The 19,129-nt window shown below is 66.2% G+C and carries 16 protein-coding genes; 8 read left to right on the forward strand and 8 right to left on the reverse strand.

All coding sequences use genetic code 11. From position 1 onward, the window contains the following. Positions 1-9 precede the first annotated feature (9 nt). The gene (locus tag ACM0PB_RS09855; protein ID WP_065178116.1) at positions 10-819 is read left to right on the forward strand and encodes a M15 family metallopeptidase; all 810 of its coding nucleotides are present in this window, start codon (positions 10-12) and stop codon (positions 817-819) included. 409 nt (positions 820-1,228) lie between these two features. Here the strand turns inward: ACM0PB_RS09855 and ACM0PB_RS09860 are convergent, their stop codons facing one another. The 4 genes from ACM0PB_RS09860 to ACM0PB_RS09875 form a co-directional block, all read right to left on the reverse strand. Beyond that, complete coding sequence (locus ACM0PB_RS09860) at positions 1,229-1,600, reverse strand: DUF423 domain-containing protein (RefSeq protein ID WP_005415687.1); 372 nt, start codon at positions 1,598-1,600, stop codon at positions 1,229-1,231. Between the two features lie 105 nt (positions 1,601-1,705). Then, positions 1,706-2,779, reverse strand: a complete 1,074-nt coding sequence (locus tag ACM0PB_RS09865) for a polyketide cyclase (RefSeq protein ID WP_005415686.1) — start codon at positions 2,777-2,779, stop codon at positions 1,706-1,708. A gap of 234 nt (positions 2,780-3,013) precedes the next feature. Then, positions 3,014-3,655, reverse strand: coding sequence for a response regulator (locus tag ACM0PB_RS09870; protein ID WP_006424175.1), 642 nt, complete (start codon positions 3,653-3,655; stop codon positions 3,014-3,016). Next, positions 3,655-4,851, reverse strand: coding sequence for a sensor histidine kinase (locus tag ACM0PB_RS09875; protein ID WP_053497662.1), 1,197 nt, complete (start codon positions 4,849-4,851; stop codon positions 3,655-3,657). The genes ACM0PB_RS09870 and ACM0PB_RS09875 overlap by 1 nt, the downstream gene beginning before the upstream one ends. 151 nt (positions 4,852-5,002) lie before the next feature. On the opposite strand from ACM0PB_RS09875, the gene ACM0PB_RS09880 reads away from it, so the two are divergent. The 5 genes from ACM0PB_RS09880 to ACM0PB_RS09900 are packed head-to-tail and all read left to right on the forward strand — an operon-like array spanning position 5,003 to position 8,024. Further along, positions 5,003-5,599: a GNAT family N-acetyltransferase gene (locus ACM0PB_RS09880; protein WP_005415684.1), complete on the forward strand. Its 597-nt coding sequence runs from the start codon at positions 5,003-5,005 to the stop codon at positions 5,597-5,599. Beyond that, on the forward strand, positions 5,545-6,390 hold the full coding sequence (gene minC / locus ACM0PB_RS09885; RefSeq protein ID WP_049413254.1) for a septum site-determining protein MinC: 846 nt from the start codon (positions 5,545-5,547) through the stop codon (positions 6,388-6,390). Before ACM0PB_RS09880 ends, minC begins: the two co-directional genes overlap by 55 nt. A 35-nt stretch (positions 6,391-6,425) precedes the next feature. Next, a complete protein-coding gene (minD, locus tag ACM0PB_RS09890; protein WP_005415682.1) occupies positions 6,426-7,235 on the forward strand; it encodes a septum site-determining protein MinD in 810 nt (269 codons plus the stop codon). Between the two features lie 2 nt (positions 7,236-7,237). Next, on the forward strand, positions 7,238-7,498 hold the full coding sequence (gene minE / locus ACM0PB_RS09895) for a cell division topological specificity factor MinE (RefSeq protein ID WP_005408532.1): 261 nt from the start codon (positions 7,238-7,240) through the stop codon (positions 7,496-7,498). A gap of 46 nt (positions 7,499-7,544) precedes the next feature. Further along, positions 7,545-8,024, forward strand: coding sequence for a hypothetical protein (locus tag ACM0PB_RS09900; protein WP_005415681.1), 480 nt, complete (start codon positions 7,545-7,547; stop codon positions 8,022-8,024). Positions 8,025-8,087: 63 nt separating this feature from the next. On the opposite strand, the gene ACM0PB_RS09905 is transcribed toward ACM0PB_RS09900, so the two are convergent. The 3 genes from ACM0PB_RS09905 to ACM0PB_RS09915 all read right to left on the reverse strand — a co-directional run bounded on the left by ACM0PB_RS09905 (position 8,088) and on the right by ACM0PB_RS09915 (position 13,749). Next, complete coding sequence (locus ACM0PB_RS09905; RefSeq protein ID WP_005415680.1) at positions 8,088-9,332, reverse strand: DUF819 family protein; 1,245 nt, start codon at positions 9,330-9,332, stop codon at positions 8,088-8,090. A gap of 140 nt (positions 9,333-9,472) precedes the next feature. Further along, entirely contained in the window at positions 9,473-11,551 is a 2,079-nt protein-coding gene (locus ACM0PB_RS09910; RefSeq protein ID WP_005415679.1) for an alpha/beta hydrolase family protein, read from the reverse strand. Positions 11,552-11,784: 233 nt separating this feature from the next. Beyond that, positions 11,785-13,749, reverse strand: a complete 1,965-nt coding sequence (locus ACM0PB_RS09915) for an OPT family oligopeptide transporter (protein ID WP_049435318.1) — start codon at positions 13,747-13,749, stop codon at positions 11,785-11,787. A 199-nt stretch (positions 13,750-13,948) separates the two neighbouring features. On the opposite strand from ACM0PB_RS09915, the gene ACM0PB_RS09920 reads away from it, so the two are divergent. Continuing rightward, positions 13,949-15,097, forward strand: coding sequence for an acetyltransferase domain-containing protein (locus ACM0PB_RS09920; RefSeq protein WP_065178120.1), 1,149 nt, complete (start codon positions 13,949-13,951; stop codon positions 15,095-15,097). A gap of 79 nt (positions 15,098-15,176) precedes the next feature. After that, entirely contained in the window at positions 15,177-16,931 is a 1,755-nt protein-coding gene (locus ACM0PB_RS09925) for a peptide MFS transporter (RefSeq protein ID WP_065185996.1), read from the forward strand. Between the two features lie 56 nt (positions 16,932-16,987). On the opposite strand, the gene ACM0PB_RS09930 is transcribed toward ACM0PB_RS09925, so the two are convergent. Continuing rightward, a complete protein-coding gene (locus tag ACM0PB_RS09930) occupies positions 16,988-18,976 on the reverse strand; it encodes an alpha/beta hydrolase family protein (protein WP_065178122.1) in 1,989 nt (662 codons plus the stop codon). Between the last annotated feature and the right edge of the window lie 153 nt (positions 18,977-19,129).

Raw genomic sequence — 19,129 nt, forward strand, 5'->3', positions numbered from 1 at the left:
GCTGCGGCGATGCAACGACGCCTGCCCCTGCTGATCAATACCGAAGCCATCGAGTTGTGGCCGGCCGGCCTGCTGCGTGCGCGCAGCAATCTCGACGCGCGCCTGCTGTCACGAGCGAACTGGGTGCTGCGGCGCAAGTGCGATGGCCGTTACCTGGCGGCGGTGGTGGAACACGGCGTGCACGCCATGGTGCCGCGCCTGGCGCGCGAGCCCGGGGCCGAGGAAGCACTGGCCTTGCTGGATGCAGCTGCGGCCCGGCCGTTCGGTGCAAATCTGGAAGCGCAGTGGCTGCCCCTCGCCGGGCTGCAGCAGCGCCTGCAGCAGCTCGGCCTGGATGCCCAGCGCTATGCCGACGACAGTGGCCTGCCGCTGGAACCCGAACCGTGCCTGCTGCACTTCGCTGGCCGCGACCGCTTCGGCCGCCCGTTGTGGCTGCGCCGTGGCGCCGCGCAGGGCTGGCGACGGATGCGCCTGCACGCCGCGCAGGATGGCATCGCACTGGATGCAATCTCCGGCTTCCGCAGCCATGCCTACCAGTTGGGCATCTTCGAACGGAAGCTGGCACGCGGGCTGAGCGTGACGGAGATCCTGAAGGTGAATGCCGCGCCGGGGTTCAGTGAACACCACAGCGGCCACGCGCTGGACATCGGTACGCCGGGCGATGCCCCGGCCGAGGAATCATTTGAAGCCACCGACGCGTTCGCCTGGCTGCAGGCCCATGCCGCTGGGCACGGCTTCCGGTTGAGCTACCCGCGCGACAACCCGCACGGCATCGTCTACGAACCCTGGCACTGGTGCTGGAGACCGGCCAACGGCTGAGCCCCTCGTGACGGCCGCAGGGCGAAATTCATGGAGCTGTCCGGGCGGATTCCGCGCGCGCCCACCACGAGATGGAACAAGAAGGCAAAGACAGAAGCCGGTCGCTTCGCTCGAAGTCTCTATAAGGGATCAGCGCGCGGCTGTTGGGTCCGCCTTCAAGCGAGCCGAGCACCGCAGGTCCGGCGAGGGCGAAGAGGTGCTTGCGATTCTGTAGAGCCGAGCCATGCTCGGCTGCTCTCCGCACCGCCCCTCGACGGGCCGAGGAGCACAGGGGACCGGTGCACAGCACCGGCTCGCGGCCGGCGGCGCGTTTCTTTTGGTTACTTTTCTTTTCGCGCGAAAAGAAAAGTAACGCCCATGAACCATCACGATCGCATCGGCATGGATCGGAGCGACAGCCCTGCGACCCTCACCGCCTCAACGCATTGATCGCCAGCAATACCCACCCGGCCATCATGCTGGTGCCACCGATCGGCGCCATCCGTGTCGGCCACTGCCACAACGCCCCACCCACCAGGCTGCCGGAAAACAGCAGGACCCCCAGCAGCAGCACGTACAGCGCCAGGTGTGCGATCACCCCCTGCGCGCGCGGCCCAAGCGCGACCAGCACCGCGCCATGCGCGAACGCATACAGCGCCGCCATGTTCAGATGCTGCTGCGCCAACGGGTCGGCCACGCCATGCGATGCATAGGCAGACAGGCCGATCGAGACGGCAGCCAACAGCGCCCCGAGGCAGGCCAGCAGGGAAGGCTTACGTGCGCGACGTTCCAGATTGAACATGAGGGCTCCTTGCGCAGCGCCCCTTGCCGGGCGCCGGATGAAAAAAAAACGCGCCGCAATGAGCGGCGCGTTTTCGTGTCCAACACTACATGGCTCAGCCGGGGATTACTTGACGGCCCAGTAGATGTCGTAGGTACCTTCCGGGGTGAACGACTTGTCGATGCCGTCCTTCCAGGTTTCGTACGGACGGTCGATGACTTCGTTGCCCGAGGTCACGGCCCAGGCACGCAGGCCGTTGCGCGCCACGTCCAGACCCGCCATGTGGCCGGTGTAGGCCGCATGCGCCGAACGGTGCGGAGCAACGTGCACGTACTTGACCGGAGCGCCGCCGTCGATCTTGACGGTCAGCTCGTCGGCAGCAGCACCTTCGGCACCCTTCTTCTTCACCGGCTGGGCAATGTCGAAGGCGTACTTCTCCTGGCCGAAGTCGGTTGTGATGATGCGGAACGGACCGGCAGCTTCAAGGCCATTGGCCTCCATCACGCGCTTGATCCACTCCTGGTTGTCCTTGATGGACTTGGTGATGGTGTCCTGACCGCGGTCCACGTTGCCGGCGTTGACCACCAGCAGGTTCTCGGCCGGCACTTCAACGATGGCCAGGTCGGTCAGCGGGGCTTCCGGCGTGCGGTAGTCCACGTTCGGCACGGTTGCGAGCATGTTGGCCATGCGCGACAGACCCATCTTGATGTCGTCGCCGATCTGGCGGCTGACATACAGGCCGGCGTAACGGCCGAACAGGTCGAAGCCGTACTTCACCGAGTAGTCCTGGGTGATCTTGACGTTGCGACCGCCCTTGCCGGTCGGCTCCAGGTTGAAGGTGGTGACCTTGTCGTGACCCTTGGTGGCGTCCTCGATGGCGATCACAACACGCTTGTTCTCTTCGGCTTCGGTGATCTTCCAGGAACCGGTACCCAGGTCCTTGGAGGTGAAGTCGAGGGTGGCACCGACACCCGAGGCCGGGCCGGACAGCTTCAGGTCAACGGCGGGATCGCGCAGTACCAGCGGGTTCCAGTCCTTGAAGCGGCGCAGGCTGCTGACCGTGTCGTACACGATCGTCATCTTGCGGTTGGTCTCGATGCTTTCGGTGATGTGACGCTCGCCCGGCAGACATACGCCAATGATGACGAACAGGCCAGCCACGATCCCCAAGGCGATCAGGAACTCGATAATACGGGTCATTCAGAGAGTCTCCGGGGCCGATCCCACGGCCGGGTTGATTGAAGCGAAGCGCCAATCCTAGCAGGCTTCGCGGGCATTGTTTATCGGGATTGGCGCACCGGTTTCCCTGCCGGCTGCGTATTTGTATGGACAAAGGATTCGAAGGGTAACGCATACCGCTACCCGGCAAGTAGGGGTCAACCCTGGCGGAACCCCCCGGCCACGACCCAAGTCTTTGTACTTGAAAGATTTTTCTTATACCAGCTGGAGTTCGAAGGCCTTCAATACGGCACGCGTACGGTCGCGCACACCCAGCTTGGAAAGGATGTTGGACACGTGGTTCTTGATGGTGCCCTCGGCGACGCCCAGCGAATTGGCGATCTCCTTGTTGGAGAAGCCACTGGCCATCAGCCGCAGGATCTCGGTCTCGCGGTCGGTCAGCGGGTCCGGGCGGTCCAGGCTGACGAATTCATTGCGCATGTGCTCCAGGCCGGACAGCAGGCGCTGGGTTACCGCCGGCTGCACCAGCGATCCCCCGTCGGCCACGGTGCGGATGGCACCGACCAGCTGTGCCAGGGTGACGTCCTTGAGCAGGTAGCCCTTGGCACCGGCCTTGAGCCCGGCCAGCACCAGCTGATCGTCGTCGAAGGTAGTGAGGATGATGGTCGGCGGCAGCTGTTCCTGCCGCGACAGCACCTGCAGGGCCTCCAGCCCCGACATCACCGGCATGCGCATGTCCATCAGCACCACGTCGGGGCGTACCTGGGGGATCAGCTCGACCGCCTGCCGGCCGTCGCCGGCCTCGGCCACCACCTCGATGCCGTCGTCGAGCGCCAGCAGGGAGCGGATTCCCTGCCGCACCAGGGTTTGGTCGTCGACCAGGCAGACGCGAATCATCAACGCACTCCTTCAGGAACCTTGGTAAGGGCCGCCACCAGCACCGTTGCCGGCACCGTCGCCCGCAGCCGGAAACCCTCACCGGGGCGGGTTTCGATCTGCAGCTGGCCACCACATTGTTGCAGGCGCTCGCGCATGCCGCGCAAGCCATTGCCCACATTGACCATATCCGCGCCGACACCGTCGTCGCGGGCCTCGACCACCACCCGATCGGGGGCTTCACGGTACACCTTGATCCACAGGTGGCGGGCACTGGCATGGCGCACCGCGTTGGTGATGATCTCCTGGGTGCAGCGCAGCAGTACGTGGGCCCGCTGCGGGTCCTCCACGTTCAGCGGATCCTCGATCTCCAGCTGGATGTCCAGCGAGGGCACGTTCTCGGTCAGCGGGCGCAGGGCCGCGGCCAGATCGATCGCGCCGGTCTCGCGCAGCTGGCTCACGACCTCGCGCACGTTGCCCAGCAACAGCTTGGCCAGCGCGTGCGAGCGCTTCACGTGATCCAGGGCCTGGCCCTCGGCCAGGTGCCCGGCGACCTCCAGGTTCAGGGTCAGCGCGGTCAGCTGGTGGCCCAGCAGGTCATGCAGTTCGCGCGAAATGCGGGTGCGCTCGTTGACCCGCGCGCTCTCGGCCAGCAGGGCGCGGGTGGCGCGCAGCTCTGAATTGAGCCGGCGCTGCTCGTCGCGGGCCTCGGTCTGCTGACGCGCAACCAGGCTGGTCACGAAGATGAACATGGAGAAGCCGCCGTACAGCAGCGACTGCATCACCGCTTCGAACAGCGGGAAGCGCAGCAGCATGTAGTAGACCGGAGCCACGGCCAGCTGGCTGACCAGCAGCCACAGCACCCCCAGCCGTACCGACAGCATCCACGGAATGACCCCGGCGGCGACCATCATCAGGATGCTGCCCAGGCCCGACCCGCTGAGGAAGCTGACCCCCAGCGCCGAGACCGTCAGCAACAGCAGCAGGCTGCGGTCCAGCCAGCTGGTGTGGCTGTCGCTGCGCAGGATGCGGGTCAGCCAGTAGTAGGCCGTGCCGAAGGACAGGTAGGCAACGAACAGCAGGATCGCCCAGCCGCCCATGTCAGCGCGGCTGTGCAGGTTCTCGAACTGCGAGTACGCCAGCGGCAGGCCGACCATGACCCAGGTGAACAGGCCGGCCAGGCGGAGGACGCGGGTATGGCTGAGGACTCCCAACATGCCAGCACTCTACGGGCCCGGCCTGCGTCGCGCACTCCCACGGAAGTCATGCCCCTGCAGTCGCCTGTTCATGCCGCAGCCCACCCCGGGCATGCAATAATCGTGCGCAGGGTCCCTTGATGGACCAACCGCGTTACCCCACGGAGTCACAATGTCGATTGTCATCCGCGACGTGCGCGAGCACGAGCTCGATTCCGTCCTGGCTTTGAACAACAATGCTGGCCTGGCCATCCTTCCCCTGGATGCGGCTCGCCTGCGCCTGTTCTATGAAACCGCTGAATACTTCCGCGTCGCCGAGCGCGACGGCAACCTGGCCGGCTTCCTGATCGGCTTTGGCAGCGACAGCCAGCACGACAGCAGCAATTTCGCCTGGTTCAAGCAGCAGCTGGACACCCCGTTCTTCTATATCGACCGCATCGTGGTCGCCAGCCGCCGTCGTGGCGGCGGCGTCGGCCGTGCGTTCTATGCCGACGCGCAGAGCTTCGCCGAACTGCGCTACCCGCAGATGACCTGCGAAGTCTTCCTCGACCATGGCGCCGATGCCGCCCTGCTCTTCCACGGCAGCTTCGGCTTCCGCGAGCTGGGCCAGAACACGATGCCGCAGGTCGATGTGCGCGCCAGCATGCTGGCCAAGGAACTGTGCAGCTACCCCTGGGTCAAGGAGACCTACGGCGGCAAGCTGCCGGATGTGGCATGGACACGCGCACGGCAGCTGCCGGCGCAGGCACAGCGGCCGACGGGGACCTGAGCGTGGCGGTGAATTTCGATTACGAACAGGCCGGTGAACTGAAGATCGGCCAGGTGGGCATCGCCAACCTGCGCATCCGTACCCTTGATGTCGAACGCCTCGTGCAGGAAATGCGCGAGCGCGTGACCCGCGCCCCGAAGCTGTTCGGCCGCGCCGCGGTGATCCTCGACTTCGGCGGCCTGAGCCAGGTGCCGGATGTGGCCACCGCGCAGGCGCTGGTCGATGGCCTGCGCAGCGCCGGCGTGCTGCCGGTGGCGCTTGCCTATGGCACCAGCGCGATCGACCTGCTCTCGCAGCAGCTCGGCCTGCCGCTGCTGGCCAAGTTCCGAGCGCAGTACGAGCGTGCCGAGGCCGAACCGGCCCCGCCGCCGCCTGCACCGGAGCCGCGCCGCGCAGCCCGTGCCGAACCGAAGCCGGCCCCGGCAACGCCGGTGGCCAAGGTGGCCGACGCGGCTGCACCAAAGCCGGGCCGCATGCAGCTGGGCAACGTGCGTTCGGGCCAGCAGCTGTACGCGGAGAACTGCGACCTGACCGTGATGGCCACCGTCGGCGCCGGCGCCGAGGTCATTGCCGATGGCAGCATCCACATCTACGGCACCCTGCGCGGCCGCGCGCTGGCAGGGGCCCAGGGCAACACTGCGGCACGCATTTTCTGCCGTGATTTCCATGCGGAACTGGTCGCCATTGCCGGCCATTACAAGGTACTGGACGATGTCCCGGACAACCTGCGCGGCAAGGCCGTGCAGGTCTGGCTGGAACAGGACCAGATCAAGATCGCTGCGCTGGACTGACGCAGCCCCCAAACAGAATCATCAGGAGAAGTCCTTTGGCTGAAATCATCGTAGTCACCTCCGGCAAGGGCGGCGTCGGCAAGACCACTTCCAGCGCGAGCCTGGCCTGCGGCCTGGCGCGGCGCGGCAAGAAGGTGGCGGTGATCGACTTCGACGTCGGCCTGCGCAACCTCGACCTGATCATGGGCTGCGAACGCCGCGTGGTGTATGACTTCGTCAATGTCGTGCACGGCGAAGCCACCCTCAAGCAGGCCCTGATCAAGGACAAGCGCTTTGACAACCTGTACGTGCTGGCCGCCTCGCAGACCCGCGACAAGGACGCACTGACCCAGGAAGGCGTGGGCAAGGTCCTGAAGGACCTGGCCGCCGACGGTTTCGACTACATCATCTGCGACTCCCCGGCCGGCATCGAGAAGGGTGCCTTCCTGGCGATGTATTTCGCCGATCGTGCGGTGGTGGTGGTGAACCCGGAAGTGTCGTCGGTGCGCGACTCCGACCGCATCATCGGCCTGCTCGACTCGAAGACCCACAAGGCCGAGTCCGGCCAGGACGTGCCGGCCTTCCTGCTGCTGACCCGCTACACCCCGCTGCGCGTGGAAAGCGGCGAGATGCTGAGCATCGCCGACGTCGAGGAAGTGCTCGGCCTGAAGGCGATCGGCGTGATTCCGGAATCGGGCGACGTGCTCAACGCCTCCAACAAGGGCGAGCCGGTCATCCTGGATGTCGAATCCGCTGCCGGCCAGGCCTATGAAGACGCCGTCGCGCGCATCCTCGGCGAAGAACGCCCGATGCGCTTCACCAACGTCGAGAAGAAGGGCTTCTTCAGCAAGCTGTTCGGAGGGTAAGCATGGGCCTGTTTGATTTCCTCAAAGCGAAGAAGACCACCGCCGAAACCGCCAAGAACCGCCTGCAGATCATCATCGCGCAGGAACGCAGCCACCGTGGTGGCCCGGACTACCTGCCGCTGCTGCAGCGCGAGCTGCTGGAAGTGATCAAGAAGTACGTGAACATCGACGTCGATGCGGTGAAGGTCGACCTGGTAAAGGATGGCCAGCACGACGTGCTGGACATTTCCGTGGCGCTGCCCGAAGGTCCGGACAAGCCCTGATCCCCTGCCCCGCCCGTGCCTGCATGGGCGGGGCTGTCTGACCCGCATGACCGATACGACAACCGCCGTGGACATCACCTGCGTGGGCGACATCGCCTTCGCCGACGCGCAGCGCCTGCTCGCCGCGCATGGCCTTCGGCTGCACCACGTGGCGCCCGGCGAACCGATTCCCGGCAGTTACTGGGGCGAGCCAGAGGCCGGCATCATCGCCAGCAACGTGTACGTACGCGATGACACGCCCGTGCACTCGATGCTGCATGAGGCCTGCCACCTGATCGTACTGCCGCCGGAACGGCGTGCGCAGGTGCACACCGATGCCACCGACTCGGTGGCCGAGGAAGACGCGACCTGCTACCTGCAGATCGTGCTGGCCGGGCAGCTGCCCGGTGTCGGCAGCCAGCGGCTGATGGCCGACATGGATGCGTGGGGATATACGTATCGGCTGGGATCTACCCAGGCGTGGTTTGAACAGGACGCCGAAGACGCGAAGGCGTGGTTGATCGAACGCGGCTTGCCGGTGGCGTGATTCACCGGGAACCGGGGTCAGATCCTTTTTGCGTCGCAAAAGGGATCTGACCCCATCACCGTATCAGCCCTGCCCGGCCAGCGCGCGCAGGGTGATGCCGACGATGTAGGCCAGGTACGTGCCGGTGGCATAGCCCATCGTCCCCAGCAGCACGCCGACCGGCGCCAGGGCCGGATGGAACGCCGCGGCCACCACCGGCGCCGAGGCTGGGCCACCGATGTTCGACTGCGAACCGATGGCGAAATAGAAGAACGGTACCTTCAGCAGCTTGCCCAGGCACCACAGCAGCACGATGTGCACGCTGATCCAGATGATGCCCAGCAGGAACAGCCACGGGCGGTCCAGCAGCGCCAGCAGATCCATCTGCATGCCGATGCAGGCGATCAGGAAGTACAGCAGCAGCGAGCCCAGGCGCGATGCGCCCGCGCCTTCCAGGTTGCGCGCACGGGTGAAACTCAGGCTGAGGCCGAGCGTGGTCGACAGCACCACCACCCACACGAACGGCGCGTCCAGGCTGAACTGCGCAGCCCAGCTGACATTCGCCTTGAACCACGCCGCCAGCGGTGCGCCAATGGCGTGAGCCAGGCCGACACCGCCGAAGGCCACCGCCACGATCAGCATCAGGTCGGTCAGGCTGGGAATGCGTTCGTGTTCGGCCTGGAAGCGCGCGATGCGCTCCTTCAGCTCATCGATGGCCGAGGTATCGGCGCCACTGCGCGCGTCGATCTTCGCCGCGCGCCCGGCCAGGAAGATCAGCGCGGCCATCCATACGTAGCCGACCCCGACGTCGACCACCGCGAACTGTCCGAAGGTGGTCGCATTGACGTCGAACACTTCACGCATCGCCAGCATGTTGGCGCCGCCGCCGATCCAGCTGCCCGCCAGCGCGGCCATGCCCGCCCAGGTGTCTCCGGCCACGGTTTCCGGATGCACGGCACGCATCAGCAGGAACGCCACCACCGCACCGAGCATGATGCTGGCCGAGGCACCCAGGTACATCAGCACCAGCTTCGGGCCAAGCCGCAGGATGCCCTTGATGTCGACCGCAAGGGTCAGCAGGATCAGCGCCGCCGGCAGCAGGATGTCGCGCGCGATCGGGTTGTAGAGCCGGGTGTTCTGCCCGTCGATCAGGCCCACGGTGTTGTAGATGCCGGGAATCAGGTAACACAGCAGCAGGGCCGGCACGAAGGTGTAGACGCGCTTCCACAGGCCCTGCTCTCGCGAGGCGGTCCAGAACACGGCGCCAAGGGTGGCGGCGATCAAACCGAAGACGACGATGTCGTTCTGGATCAGGGCAGTCGAAGGCATGCAGGCGCTCTGGTAGAGCCGGCCGCTGGCCGGCTGCTGTTGGCGGCAGATCCGGAAGGTGCACCGACCAACGGTCGGCACCCACCGGTAAAGCAGAGGGTGAAACAAAAGCGCCGCCCCGAAGGGCGGCGCTGCAATCATCAATTGCCGATGTGCTGCTTCAGCCAGGCATTGACGGTGTCATGCCACAGGATGCTGTTGTTCGGCTTCAGCACCCAGTGGTTTTCATCCGGGAAGTACAGGAACTTCGATTCGATGCCCTGGCGCTGGGCGGCGGTGAACGCGGCCAGGCCCTGCTCGACCGGAATGCGGAAGTCCTGCTGGCCGTGGATGACCAGGATCGGCTTCTTCCAGTCCGCCACGTGGTTGACCGGGTTGAACTTCTCGTAGTTGGCGGCCTTCTGGTACGGCGTGCCGCCCTGCTCCCACTCGGTGAACCACAGTTCTTCGGTGGCGTAGCCCATCATGCGCTGGTCGAACACGCCGTCGTGGTTGACCAGGCACTTGAACGGGCCGTTCCAGTTGCCGGCGATCCAGTTGACCATGAAGCCGCCGTAGCTGGCGCCCAGCGCGCAGGCCTTGTCACCGTTGAGGAAGGAATACTTCTTCAGTGCCGCATCCCAGCCCTTCTGCAGGTCTTCCAGCGGGCGGTCGCCCCAGTGCTGGCTGATCGCATCGGTGAATGCCTGGCCATAGCCGGTGGAGCCGTGGAAGTCGATCATCACCACCGCGTAGCCCTGGCCCGCGTAGGTCTGCGGGTTCCAGCGGTAGCTCCAGCCATTGCCGAAGCTGCCCTGCGGGCCGCCGTGGATCAGGAACGCCACCGGGTAGGACTTGCCTTCCTGGTAGTTGTGCGGCTTGACCACGTAGCCGTGCACGGTGTCGTTGTTCCAGCCCTTGAACTCGAACTGCTCGTAGTCGCCGAAGGACACGTCCTTCAGCACCTCGCCTGCGGCCGGGGTCAGCGCGCGCAGTTCGCCGATGGCTTCGCCCGCGGCCGGCAGCAGGCCGACCAGCACCTGGTCGTTGCTCTTCAGGCTGTTGCGGGTGATCGCCACGCTGTTGCCGGCCACGTCGACCGCGGTCACGCTGCCGTCGCCGATCAGCTTGGTGGCCTTGCCGCTGGCCACGTCGATCTGGAACAGCGGGTGTTCGCCGAGGTCGTCGGCGGTGGTGTAGATGCTGGCGCCGTCGGCGGACAGGGTGATGCCACCGGCCGAACGATCCCACTGCGGGGCAATCTCGCGGGTCTTGCCGCTGGCAACGTCCATCGCCATCAGGCCGAAGCGGTCGGCCTCGAAGCCCGGGCGCTTCATCGCGCGGTAGAACAGCGTCTTGCCGTCGGCACTGAACACCGGGCCGGCATCCCAGGCCGGGTTGGAGGCCGTCAGGTTGACCGGCGCCTGCTTGCCGGCGGCGTCGAAGCGGTACAGGTCGAAGTTGGTCGACCACGGCTCCTGCTTGCCGGCCACGCGGATGCTGGCCACCACGCTGGCGCCGTCCGGCGACCAAACGAAGTCGTCATTGCCGCCGAACGGCTTGGACGGCGCATCACCATCGATGGTCGCGCTCAGCGCCGAAGCGCCCTTGACTGCACCGGCCTTGGCTGCCGGTAGCGGAGCGACGAACAGGGTGTTGCGGCGACCGTCGTTCCAGGTGTCCCAATGGCGCACGAACAGCGAATCCCACACCTGGCCGCTGGCTTTGGCGTCCTTCTTTTCCTTCAGCTTCTTCTCGGTGCAGGCCAGGTCCGAGGCGCACGCCTGGAACACGCCGGCGCTGAACAACACACGGTCGTCCTGCGGCGACACACGGTAGCTGTCCACGTCGACCGGGAAGTCGGTCAGCTGGCGCGGCGTGCCGCCGCTGATCGGCTGCGCGTACAGCTGCTGGCTGCCGTTCCTGGCACTGAGGAAATACACGGTCTGGCCATCGGCCGACAGCGAAGCGGAATTGACGTTCCAGCCGGCCGGGGTGATCTGCTTCGGCGGCGCTGCGTCGCGGGTGCGCAGGTTGCGCGCGTACAGCGCGGTGGAGGCCTTGAGATTGGCATCCACGCTGCGCTTGGCGAACACCACGGTGCCGCCGTCAGCGGTCAATACCGGCGCGGAGACGCGGTCCATGGCCACCATGTCGCGGACTTCCAGGCCACGGGCAGCGGCGACGCTGGGCAGGGCGGCCAGCAGGCTCAGTGGCAGCAGGGCATGACGCAGTTTCATCGGGGTCTCCGCAGGACGGCAAAAAACCGATGGTAGGCCCGCATGGCCGGGGCTGCCAAGGCCATCGGTCATGGCTGCAGGCGGGCAATCGCCAGAAACAGCAAACCCCGCCGAAGCGGGGTTTGTGGGGACGCCGGGGTCGGATCCGATTCCGGCGGAATCGGCTCTGACCCCAGACGCCGTCAGCGCGGGGTCGGAGCCCTTCCCTGCGGGAAGGCGTCCGACCCCATTGCTTACGCCTTGGCGTACTTGCCGGTGCGGTAGATCAGCCAGCCGACCAGGAACAGCACGGCCAGGCCGATCCACTGTGCGCCCGGCAGGTGGAACGGCACCGCCAGCACGTCGGCGCGGCTGCTGACCACGATCGGAATCGCGATGGCGATGCCCATCAGTGCCTCACCGGTGATCAGGCCGGCGGCAAACAGCACGCCCGGCTTGTGCACGCGGTCGCGGCCTTCTTCGTCATCGGCGCGCACCTTGTGGAAGCGCTCGACCAGATGGGCGATCAGACCGCCGAGGAAGATCGGCACCATCAGTTCCAGCGGCAGGTAGATGCCGATGGCGGCGGCCAGCACCGGCACGCGGAAGCGCGCGTTGCGGGACTTCAGCCAGCTGTCGAAGGCGATGATGGCAGCGCCGACCACAGCACCGATGCCGATGAAGGTCCACGGCAGTTCACCACCGAACAGGCCCTTGGCCACCGAGGCCATCAGGTTGGCCTGCGGCGCCGCCAGCGCGTTCGGGTGCAGCTCGGACTTCACGCCGATGCCGTAGGCAGTGGCCAGCAGGTTCAGTACCGGGGCCATGATCAGTGCGCACGAGAACGCACCGATGCCCAGCATCAGCTGCTGCTTCCACGGGGTGGCACCGACGATGTAACCGGCCTTGAGGTCCTGCAGGTTGTCACCACCGACCGCAGCGGCACAGCACACCACCGCACCAATCATGATCGCGGCCACCGCGCCCAGCGGCGCCCCGCCGGCACCGACCGGCTTGAGGCCGTCAGCGCCCAGCAGCACGACCAGCACGGCCGAGGCGAACAGGATGGTGGAGATGGTGATGCCCGAGACCGGATTGTTGGACGAACCGATCAGGCCGGCCAGGTAGGCCGAGACCGAGACGAACAGGAAGCCGGCGACGATCATGATGAGGGTCATCGGGATCGACACGTGCCACTGGCCGACGATGGCCTGATACAGGGCCAGCAGCGGCAGCACGAACGCCACCAGGGCGACCAGCATCCACTTCATCGGCAGGTCGCGCTCGGTATGCGCCAGCACCGGGCCACCACTCTTGCGGGCCGCGGCGAAACCGCTCTTGACGCCGTTGAGCAGCGACTTGCGCAGCGAGATCAGGGTCCAGATGCCACCGATCAGCATCGCACCAACGCCCAGGTAGCGCATCTTCGCGCCCCAGATGGCGAACGCGGCCTCGGTGGAGGAAGCCGCAGCAACCGACGCGGCCAATGCCGGATCGGTGTTCATGAAGAACGCCTGGTAGATCGGAATGGCGATGTGCCAGGTCAGGATCGAGCCGGATACCACCACGATGCCGACGTTGAGGCCGACGATGTAGCCCACGCCCAGCAGTGCAGGCGACAGGTTGGTGCCGATGAAGGCGGTGACCTTGGAGCTGCCGACATAGGCCGAGGTGGCCCAGGCGTCCGGGATCAGGCGCATGCCGCTTTCCGCAGCCAGCTTGACGAAGGCGCCGATCACCGCCGACAGGCCGAGGATCTTCAGGCCCGGACCCGGGTTCTCACCGGCCTTGAGCACTTCCGCCGCCGCCTTGCCTTCCGGGAACGGCAGCGGGTCTTCAACGATCATCGAACGGCGCAGCGGCACCGAGAACAGCACGCCCAGCAGGCCGCCCAGGCCGGCGATGCCCAGCACCCACCAGTACTTGAAGTCCGGCCAGTAGCCCATGATCACCAGCGCGGGGATGGTGAAGATCACACCGGCGGCGATCGACGAGCCGGCCGAGGCGCCGGTCTGCACGATGTTGTTCTCGAGGATGGAACCACCGCCCAGCAGGCGCAGCACGCCCATGGAAATCACCGCGGCGGGAATGGCGGTGGCGATGGTCAGGCCTGCGAACAGGCCGAGGTAGGCGTTTGCGGCCGACAGCACCACCGCCAGCACGATGGCCAGGGCCACTGCGCGGAAGGTGAGCTGCTTGGGCGCAGCGTCGTGGTTCATGGAAGCCCCTGCTGGCAAAAAATCCCTGCCACGCTAGCGTTCAGGACAGATCAAGTCCAGCGTGCCAAAGGATGGGGCAGCCGCCACAGCGCAATGAGGCTGTGCGTGAAGCCGGAACCGGCAGACACGGCAAAGTCCGGCTGGGATCACCTGAATTGATATGTTATATCTTAATACTACCCTGTAGCTTTCGCATCGCATGCCCCCTTCCCCCTCCTCTCGCCTGGCCTCCATCGACCAGCTGCGCGGCACCGTGATGCTGCTGATGCTGCTGGACCACGTGCGCGAGACCTTCTTCCTGCAGCACCAGGTGAGCGACCCGATGGACGCAGCCACGGTCTCCCCTGCGCTGTTCGCCTGCCGTCTGCTGGCCCACCTGTGCGCACCCGTGTTCGTCCTGTTGACCGGCCTGTCGGCCTGGCTGTACGGCCAGCGCCAGCCGGATCCGCGCCGGGCCACAGCCGCCTTCCTGCTCAAGCGCGGGTTGTTCCTGGTGGTGCTGGAACTGACCCTGGTGAACTTCGCCTGGACCTTCCAGCTGCCGCCGCACACGCTGTACCTGCAGGTGATCTGGGCCATCGGGCTGAGCATGATCGCGCTGGCCGGCCTGCTGTGGCTGCCACGCCCGGCCCTGCTGATGCTGGCAATCGCGGTGGTGGCCGGGCACAACCTGTTCGACGGCCTTCGGGTGCAAGGCAATGGCCTGCTGGCGGTGCTGTGGAAAGTACTGCACCAGCGCGACTGGATCGAGGCTGGCACGCTGCGCCTGCGCACCTCCTATCCGGTACTGCCGTGGATCGGGGTGATTGCGCTGGGTTATCTGATGGGGCCCTGGTTTGGCCGCGCGCGCGCGCCGGAGCAGCGCCAGCGCTGGCTGCTGTGGGCAGGCGTCAGCGCGCTGGCCCTGTTCGCATTGCTGCGGTTGGCCAACCAGTACGGGGATGCACCGTGGCAGTACCAGGCCACCACGCTGCGTACCTGGCTGAGCATCTTCAACGTCACCAAGTACCCGCCGTCCTTGCAGTTCCTGCTGCTGACCCTGGGCGTGGGAGTGTTGCTGCTGCGGCTGTACGAATGGCCGCCGCTGGCGCGGGCACTGCAGCCGCTGGCCGATATCGGCGCTGCGCCGATGTTCTTCTACCTGCTGCACCTGTACTTACTGAAGGGGCTGTACCTGGCCGCGTTGGCGGCCTGGGGGCCGACCCATGGCGAGCTGTATGCCCTGGATTCGGTCAGCGGCCTGCTGCTGGTGGCCTGTGCGCTGGCGGTGGTGCTGTACCCGCCGACGCGGGCCTTCGCGCGGTTCAAAGCGCGAAGGCGCGATCTGCCGTGGTTGCGATACCTGTGATCGCCCAGGCCAGTCCGGCAATCCACGCATGGCGTGGATCTACTGAAAGCGGATCAGGTCACAGGCCTATAATTCCGCGATGAATTCCACCGCTATCGCTTCCGACGACTTCCTGGGCCATCCCAAGGGCGTCTACGTCTGCTTCTTCACCGAAATGTGGGAGCGCTTCTCCTTCTACGGCATGAAGGCGCTGCTGCTGCTGTACCTGACCAAGTACCACCTGTTCGGCGACAAGGCCGGCCTGGACCTGCTCGGCGCCTACGGCGGCCTGGTGTACTGCATCCCGGTGTTCGGCGGCATGCTGGCCGACCGCTGGCTGGGCATGCGCCGGGCGGTGCTGTTCGGCGGCATCCTGCTGGTGCTGGGCCACCTCGGCATGGCCTTCGAGGGCCACGCCGCGTACCGGGTGAATGGCGAAGTGGTGCGCGACACCTCCGCACTCGCAGTGACCTACCTGTCGCTGGCGCTGATCATCATGGGTGTCGGCTTCCTGAAGCCGAACATCTCCACCATCGTCGGCAAGCTGTACGCCAAGGACGACCCGCGCCGCGATTCGGGCTTCTCGCTGTTCTACGCCGGCATCAACCTCGGCGCGCTGTTCTCCTCGCTGGTGTGCGGCTTCCTCGGCGAGGCCTATGGCTGGAAGTACGGTTTCGGTGCAGCCGGCATCGGCATGCTGGCCGGCCTGGCGATGTTCCTGTGGGGCCAGAAGTACCTGCAGGGCCACGCCGAACCGCCGCAGCCGGCGGCGCTGAAGCAGAAGGTGATGGGCCTGCCGCGCGAATGGCTCATCTACCTGTGCGCGGTGCTTGGTGTGCTGCCGGTGGCGTGGCTGATGTGGGCCGCCGGCAACGGCGCGTTCGCGCTGGGCGGAGAAATCAGCCTGGCGCTGATGCTGATGCTGGTGGTGCTGGGCGGCGTGCTGGTCTGGTTCGCCTGGTTCACCGGCACGAAATGCACGCCGGTGCAGCGCCAGCAGATGATCGCGCTGATGGTGCTGATCTTCATGGCACTGGTGTTCTTCACGATGTACGAGCAGTCCTACGGCTCGTGGGTGACCTTCACCGACCGCCTGCTGACCAAGGACATCGTGCCCTCGCTGGTGATCACCGGCGGCACGCCGCTGCCGTGGTCCATCCTCTCGCTGCTGCTGGCACCGCTGGGCTTCGTGGTCAGCGCGCGCCTGTCGGAACGGCGCCCGGGTTCGGCCGCACCGCGCGCGTTCTTCGCCGCCATTGTCGTGCTGATGCTGGTGCTGCTGGTGCGCGACTGCCTGGTGATCCCGCAGACCGCAGGTTCGCTCACCTACCTCGGCGGCCTGTTCCTGGTGCTGCTGGCGCCGGCCTTCGCCGCGCTGTGGACGTGGATGGACCGCCGCGGCTGGGAGCCGGGCAAGCCGGTGAAGTCGGCCTGGGGCCTGGTGATTGGCGCACTGTCGTTCGTACCGCTGGCACTGGCGGCGCAGCAGGTGGGCGCCACTGGCGAGATGGCCAGCGTGTGGTGGCTGGTGCTGGCCTACTTCCTGCTGGCCAGCGGCGAGATGTGCCTGTCGCCGGTCGGCCTGTCGGCAGTGACCCAGCTGGCCGTGCCGCGGGTGATGAGCCTGATGATGGGCACCTGGTTCCTGGCCACCGCGTTCTCGGAAACGCTGGCCGCGCTGTTCGGCAAGCTGGCCGCGATCGAGGTGCCGGAAGGCGAATCGCTGGACATGGTGGCCGCAGCCGGCGCCTATGCGCACCTGTTCTGGCTGCTGATGTGGATCGGCCTGGGTTGCGCACTGGCGGCCTTCATCGCCGCACCGCTGCTGAAGAAGATGATGCACGGGGTGAAGTAAACCCCGCGCTTGCGGAAAACCAGGGCGGCGGAATGATCATCCACCGCCCTGTCAGCTCAGGGCGCCTTGTCCTTGCCGGTCGCGGGCGCGGTCGTCGCAGTCTTGCCGCCCAGGCTGCGCGCCAGGAAGGCCAGCAGCTTGTCGTAGTACTCGCTGCGATGGGCCTCGGTGTAGAAGCCGTGGCCTTCGGTCTTGTAGTACAGGCTTTCCACCGGCGTGCCGGCGCGCTTGAGCGCGGCTTCCATGCGCTCGGTGTGCTGGATCGGCGCGCGCTTGTCTTCGCCACCGGCGGCCAGGAACACCGGCACCTTGATCCGTTCGGCCATGTTCACCGGCGACACCGCACCCAGCTTGGCCGGATCCCCCAGCCATTCGCGCAGATAGGTCACGCCTGAACCCCGGTCCTGGATGTCGCCGCGGGTGTACATCATCGGCAGGTCGTAGACCCCGACATAGCCCGCCGCGCACTGATACAACCCGGGTTCGCGGGCGGCACCCATCATCGCCGAGTAGGCCCCGTAGCTGGCGCCGTAGATACAGATGCGACGGCCGTCGGCGATGCCTTCGCTGATTGCCCAGCGGGTGGCATCGGTGACATCGTCCTGCATCGCCGCGCCCCACTGCTGCGCCCCGGCCTGGGTGTGGGCCCGGCCGTAGTTGCCCGAACCACGGAAGTTGACCTGCAGCACGGCATAACCGGCCGCGGCCAGCATCTGCGTTTCGCGGTCGTACTGGCCGGAATCGAAGATGTCGAACGGGCCGCCATGCGGCATCACCACCATCGGCAGGTTGCGCCCGTCGCTGCCGGCCGGCAGGGTCAGGAAGCCATGCAGCGGCAGCCCGTCGCGCGCCTTCAGTGCAATCGGCTTCACGCTGGCGCTACGGTCCACGTCGATCCAGTCGCTGCGGCTGATCAGGTGATCGGCCTTGCGCGCCACCGTGTCGTACACATAGAAATCGCCTGGATTCGAGCCCGACCAGGTTTCCACCAGCACGACACGGCCATCGCGGGTGCTGGAGGTGATGTAGACGGGCCCTCCGAAGGCGGCCTCCAGGCTGCGGTACAGGCGCGCATCGGCCGAGCCTTCATCGAAGAAGCGCGTGCGCGGTTTGTCACCCAGGTACAGCGCGCCTACCGGCACATGAGTGCCGGGCCGGTGGATGATGCGGTACGGATTGACTACCTCGTCGCGTAGAAGCGTCGCGCGTTCGCCGGTCTGCGGGTTCCAGCTGACGATCGCATCCGGGCCTTGGGCCTGCTCGACGTTGAGGTAGGCCAGGCTGTCATCGGCCGAGAAGCCGAGGGCGGTTTCGATGCGCTTGCTGACCGCCTCATCATTGATCAGCTTCCAGCTGTCGCCACTGCGTTCGCGGAAATACAGCTTGTTGATGTTGTCGCTGCCCGAGCCGTGCACGAAGCGGACCTCGCCGGCGCCGTCGGTGGTGAACTCACCGCGCCGTACCGGCGAAGACGCCACCCGCGAGCGACGACCGGTGGTCACATCCATGCGATCGACGCGGGTGAACGGATCCTCGGCCAGCGGCCATACGGTCACCAGCACGTTGCGCTCGTCACCCGGCAGGTCGTCGGCCAGGAAGGCGGCCACGGCTTCGACTTTCTTCGGCTGGATGCGGGTCCCCGGGCCCTTGCTTTCGACGCGATAGCCGACCAGCAGCTCGCCACGGTTGCCATTGGCGTCGATGGCATAGAGTTCGCCGGTGGGATTGGGCTGGTCGAGCGAGCCCCACTTCTGGGCCAGGCCGATCAACAGGCGCTCGTTGCTGACCCAGTCGAATTCCTGCGCATGATTGCGGCTGGGCGGCCAGAAACTGCCGACCACCTCCTTGTCCTTCAACCGCAGGATCGCGATCGCGGTACTGTCCTCCCTCGGAACCGTTGCCGCTACGTACTCGCCCCCCGGCGAGATCTTGATATCGGTGAAGGTCTCCCGGCGCAGGTACTGCGTCAGGTCCACCGCCCCCGCGCTGCCTGCGGCAACGCCCCCGATGACGGCCAGTGCGGCCGCCAGAATGGTCTTGTGCATCCTTCCCCTGCTCCTGTGGACACCTTGTCCTGGTGGCCGATTCTAGGCAGCGCCGAGCGTTTGACGCCAGAGCCGGAAAAGACGACGGCACCGTTGCCGGTGCCGTCGTTGCCACTACCTTGGAGAGAGAGTCAGGACGTGGGTTCGGGGGAC

Origin of the sequence: Stenotrophomonas sp. AR029, assembly GCF_047520695.2 — a bacterium.
GTDB classification, from domain to species: Bacteria; Pseudomonadota; Gammaproteobacteria; order Xanthomonadales; family Xanthomonadaceae; genus Stenotrophomonas; species Stenotrophomonas sepilia.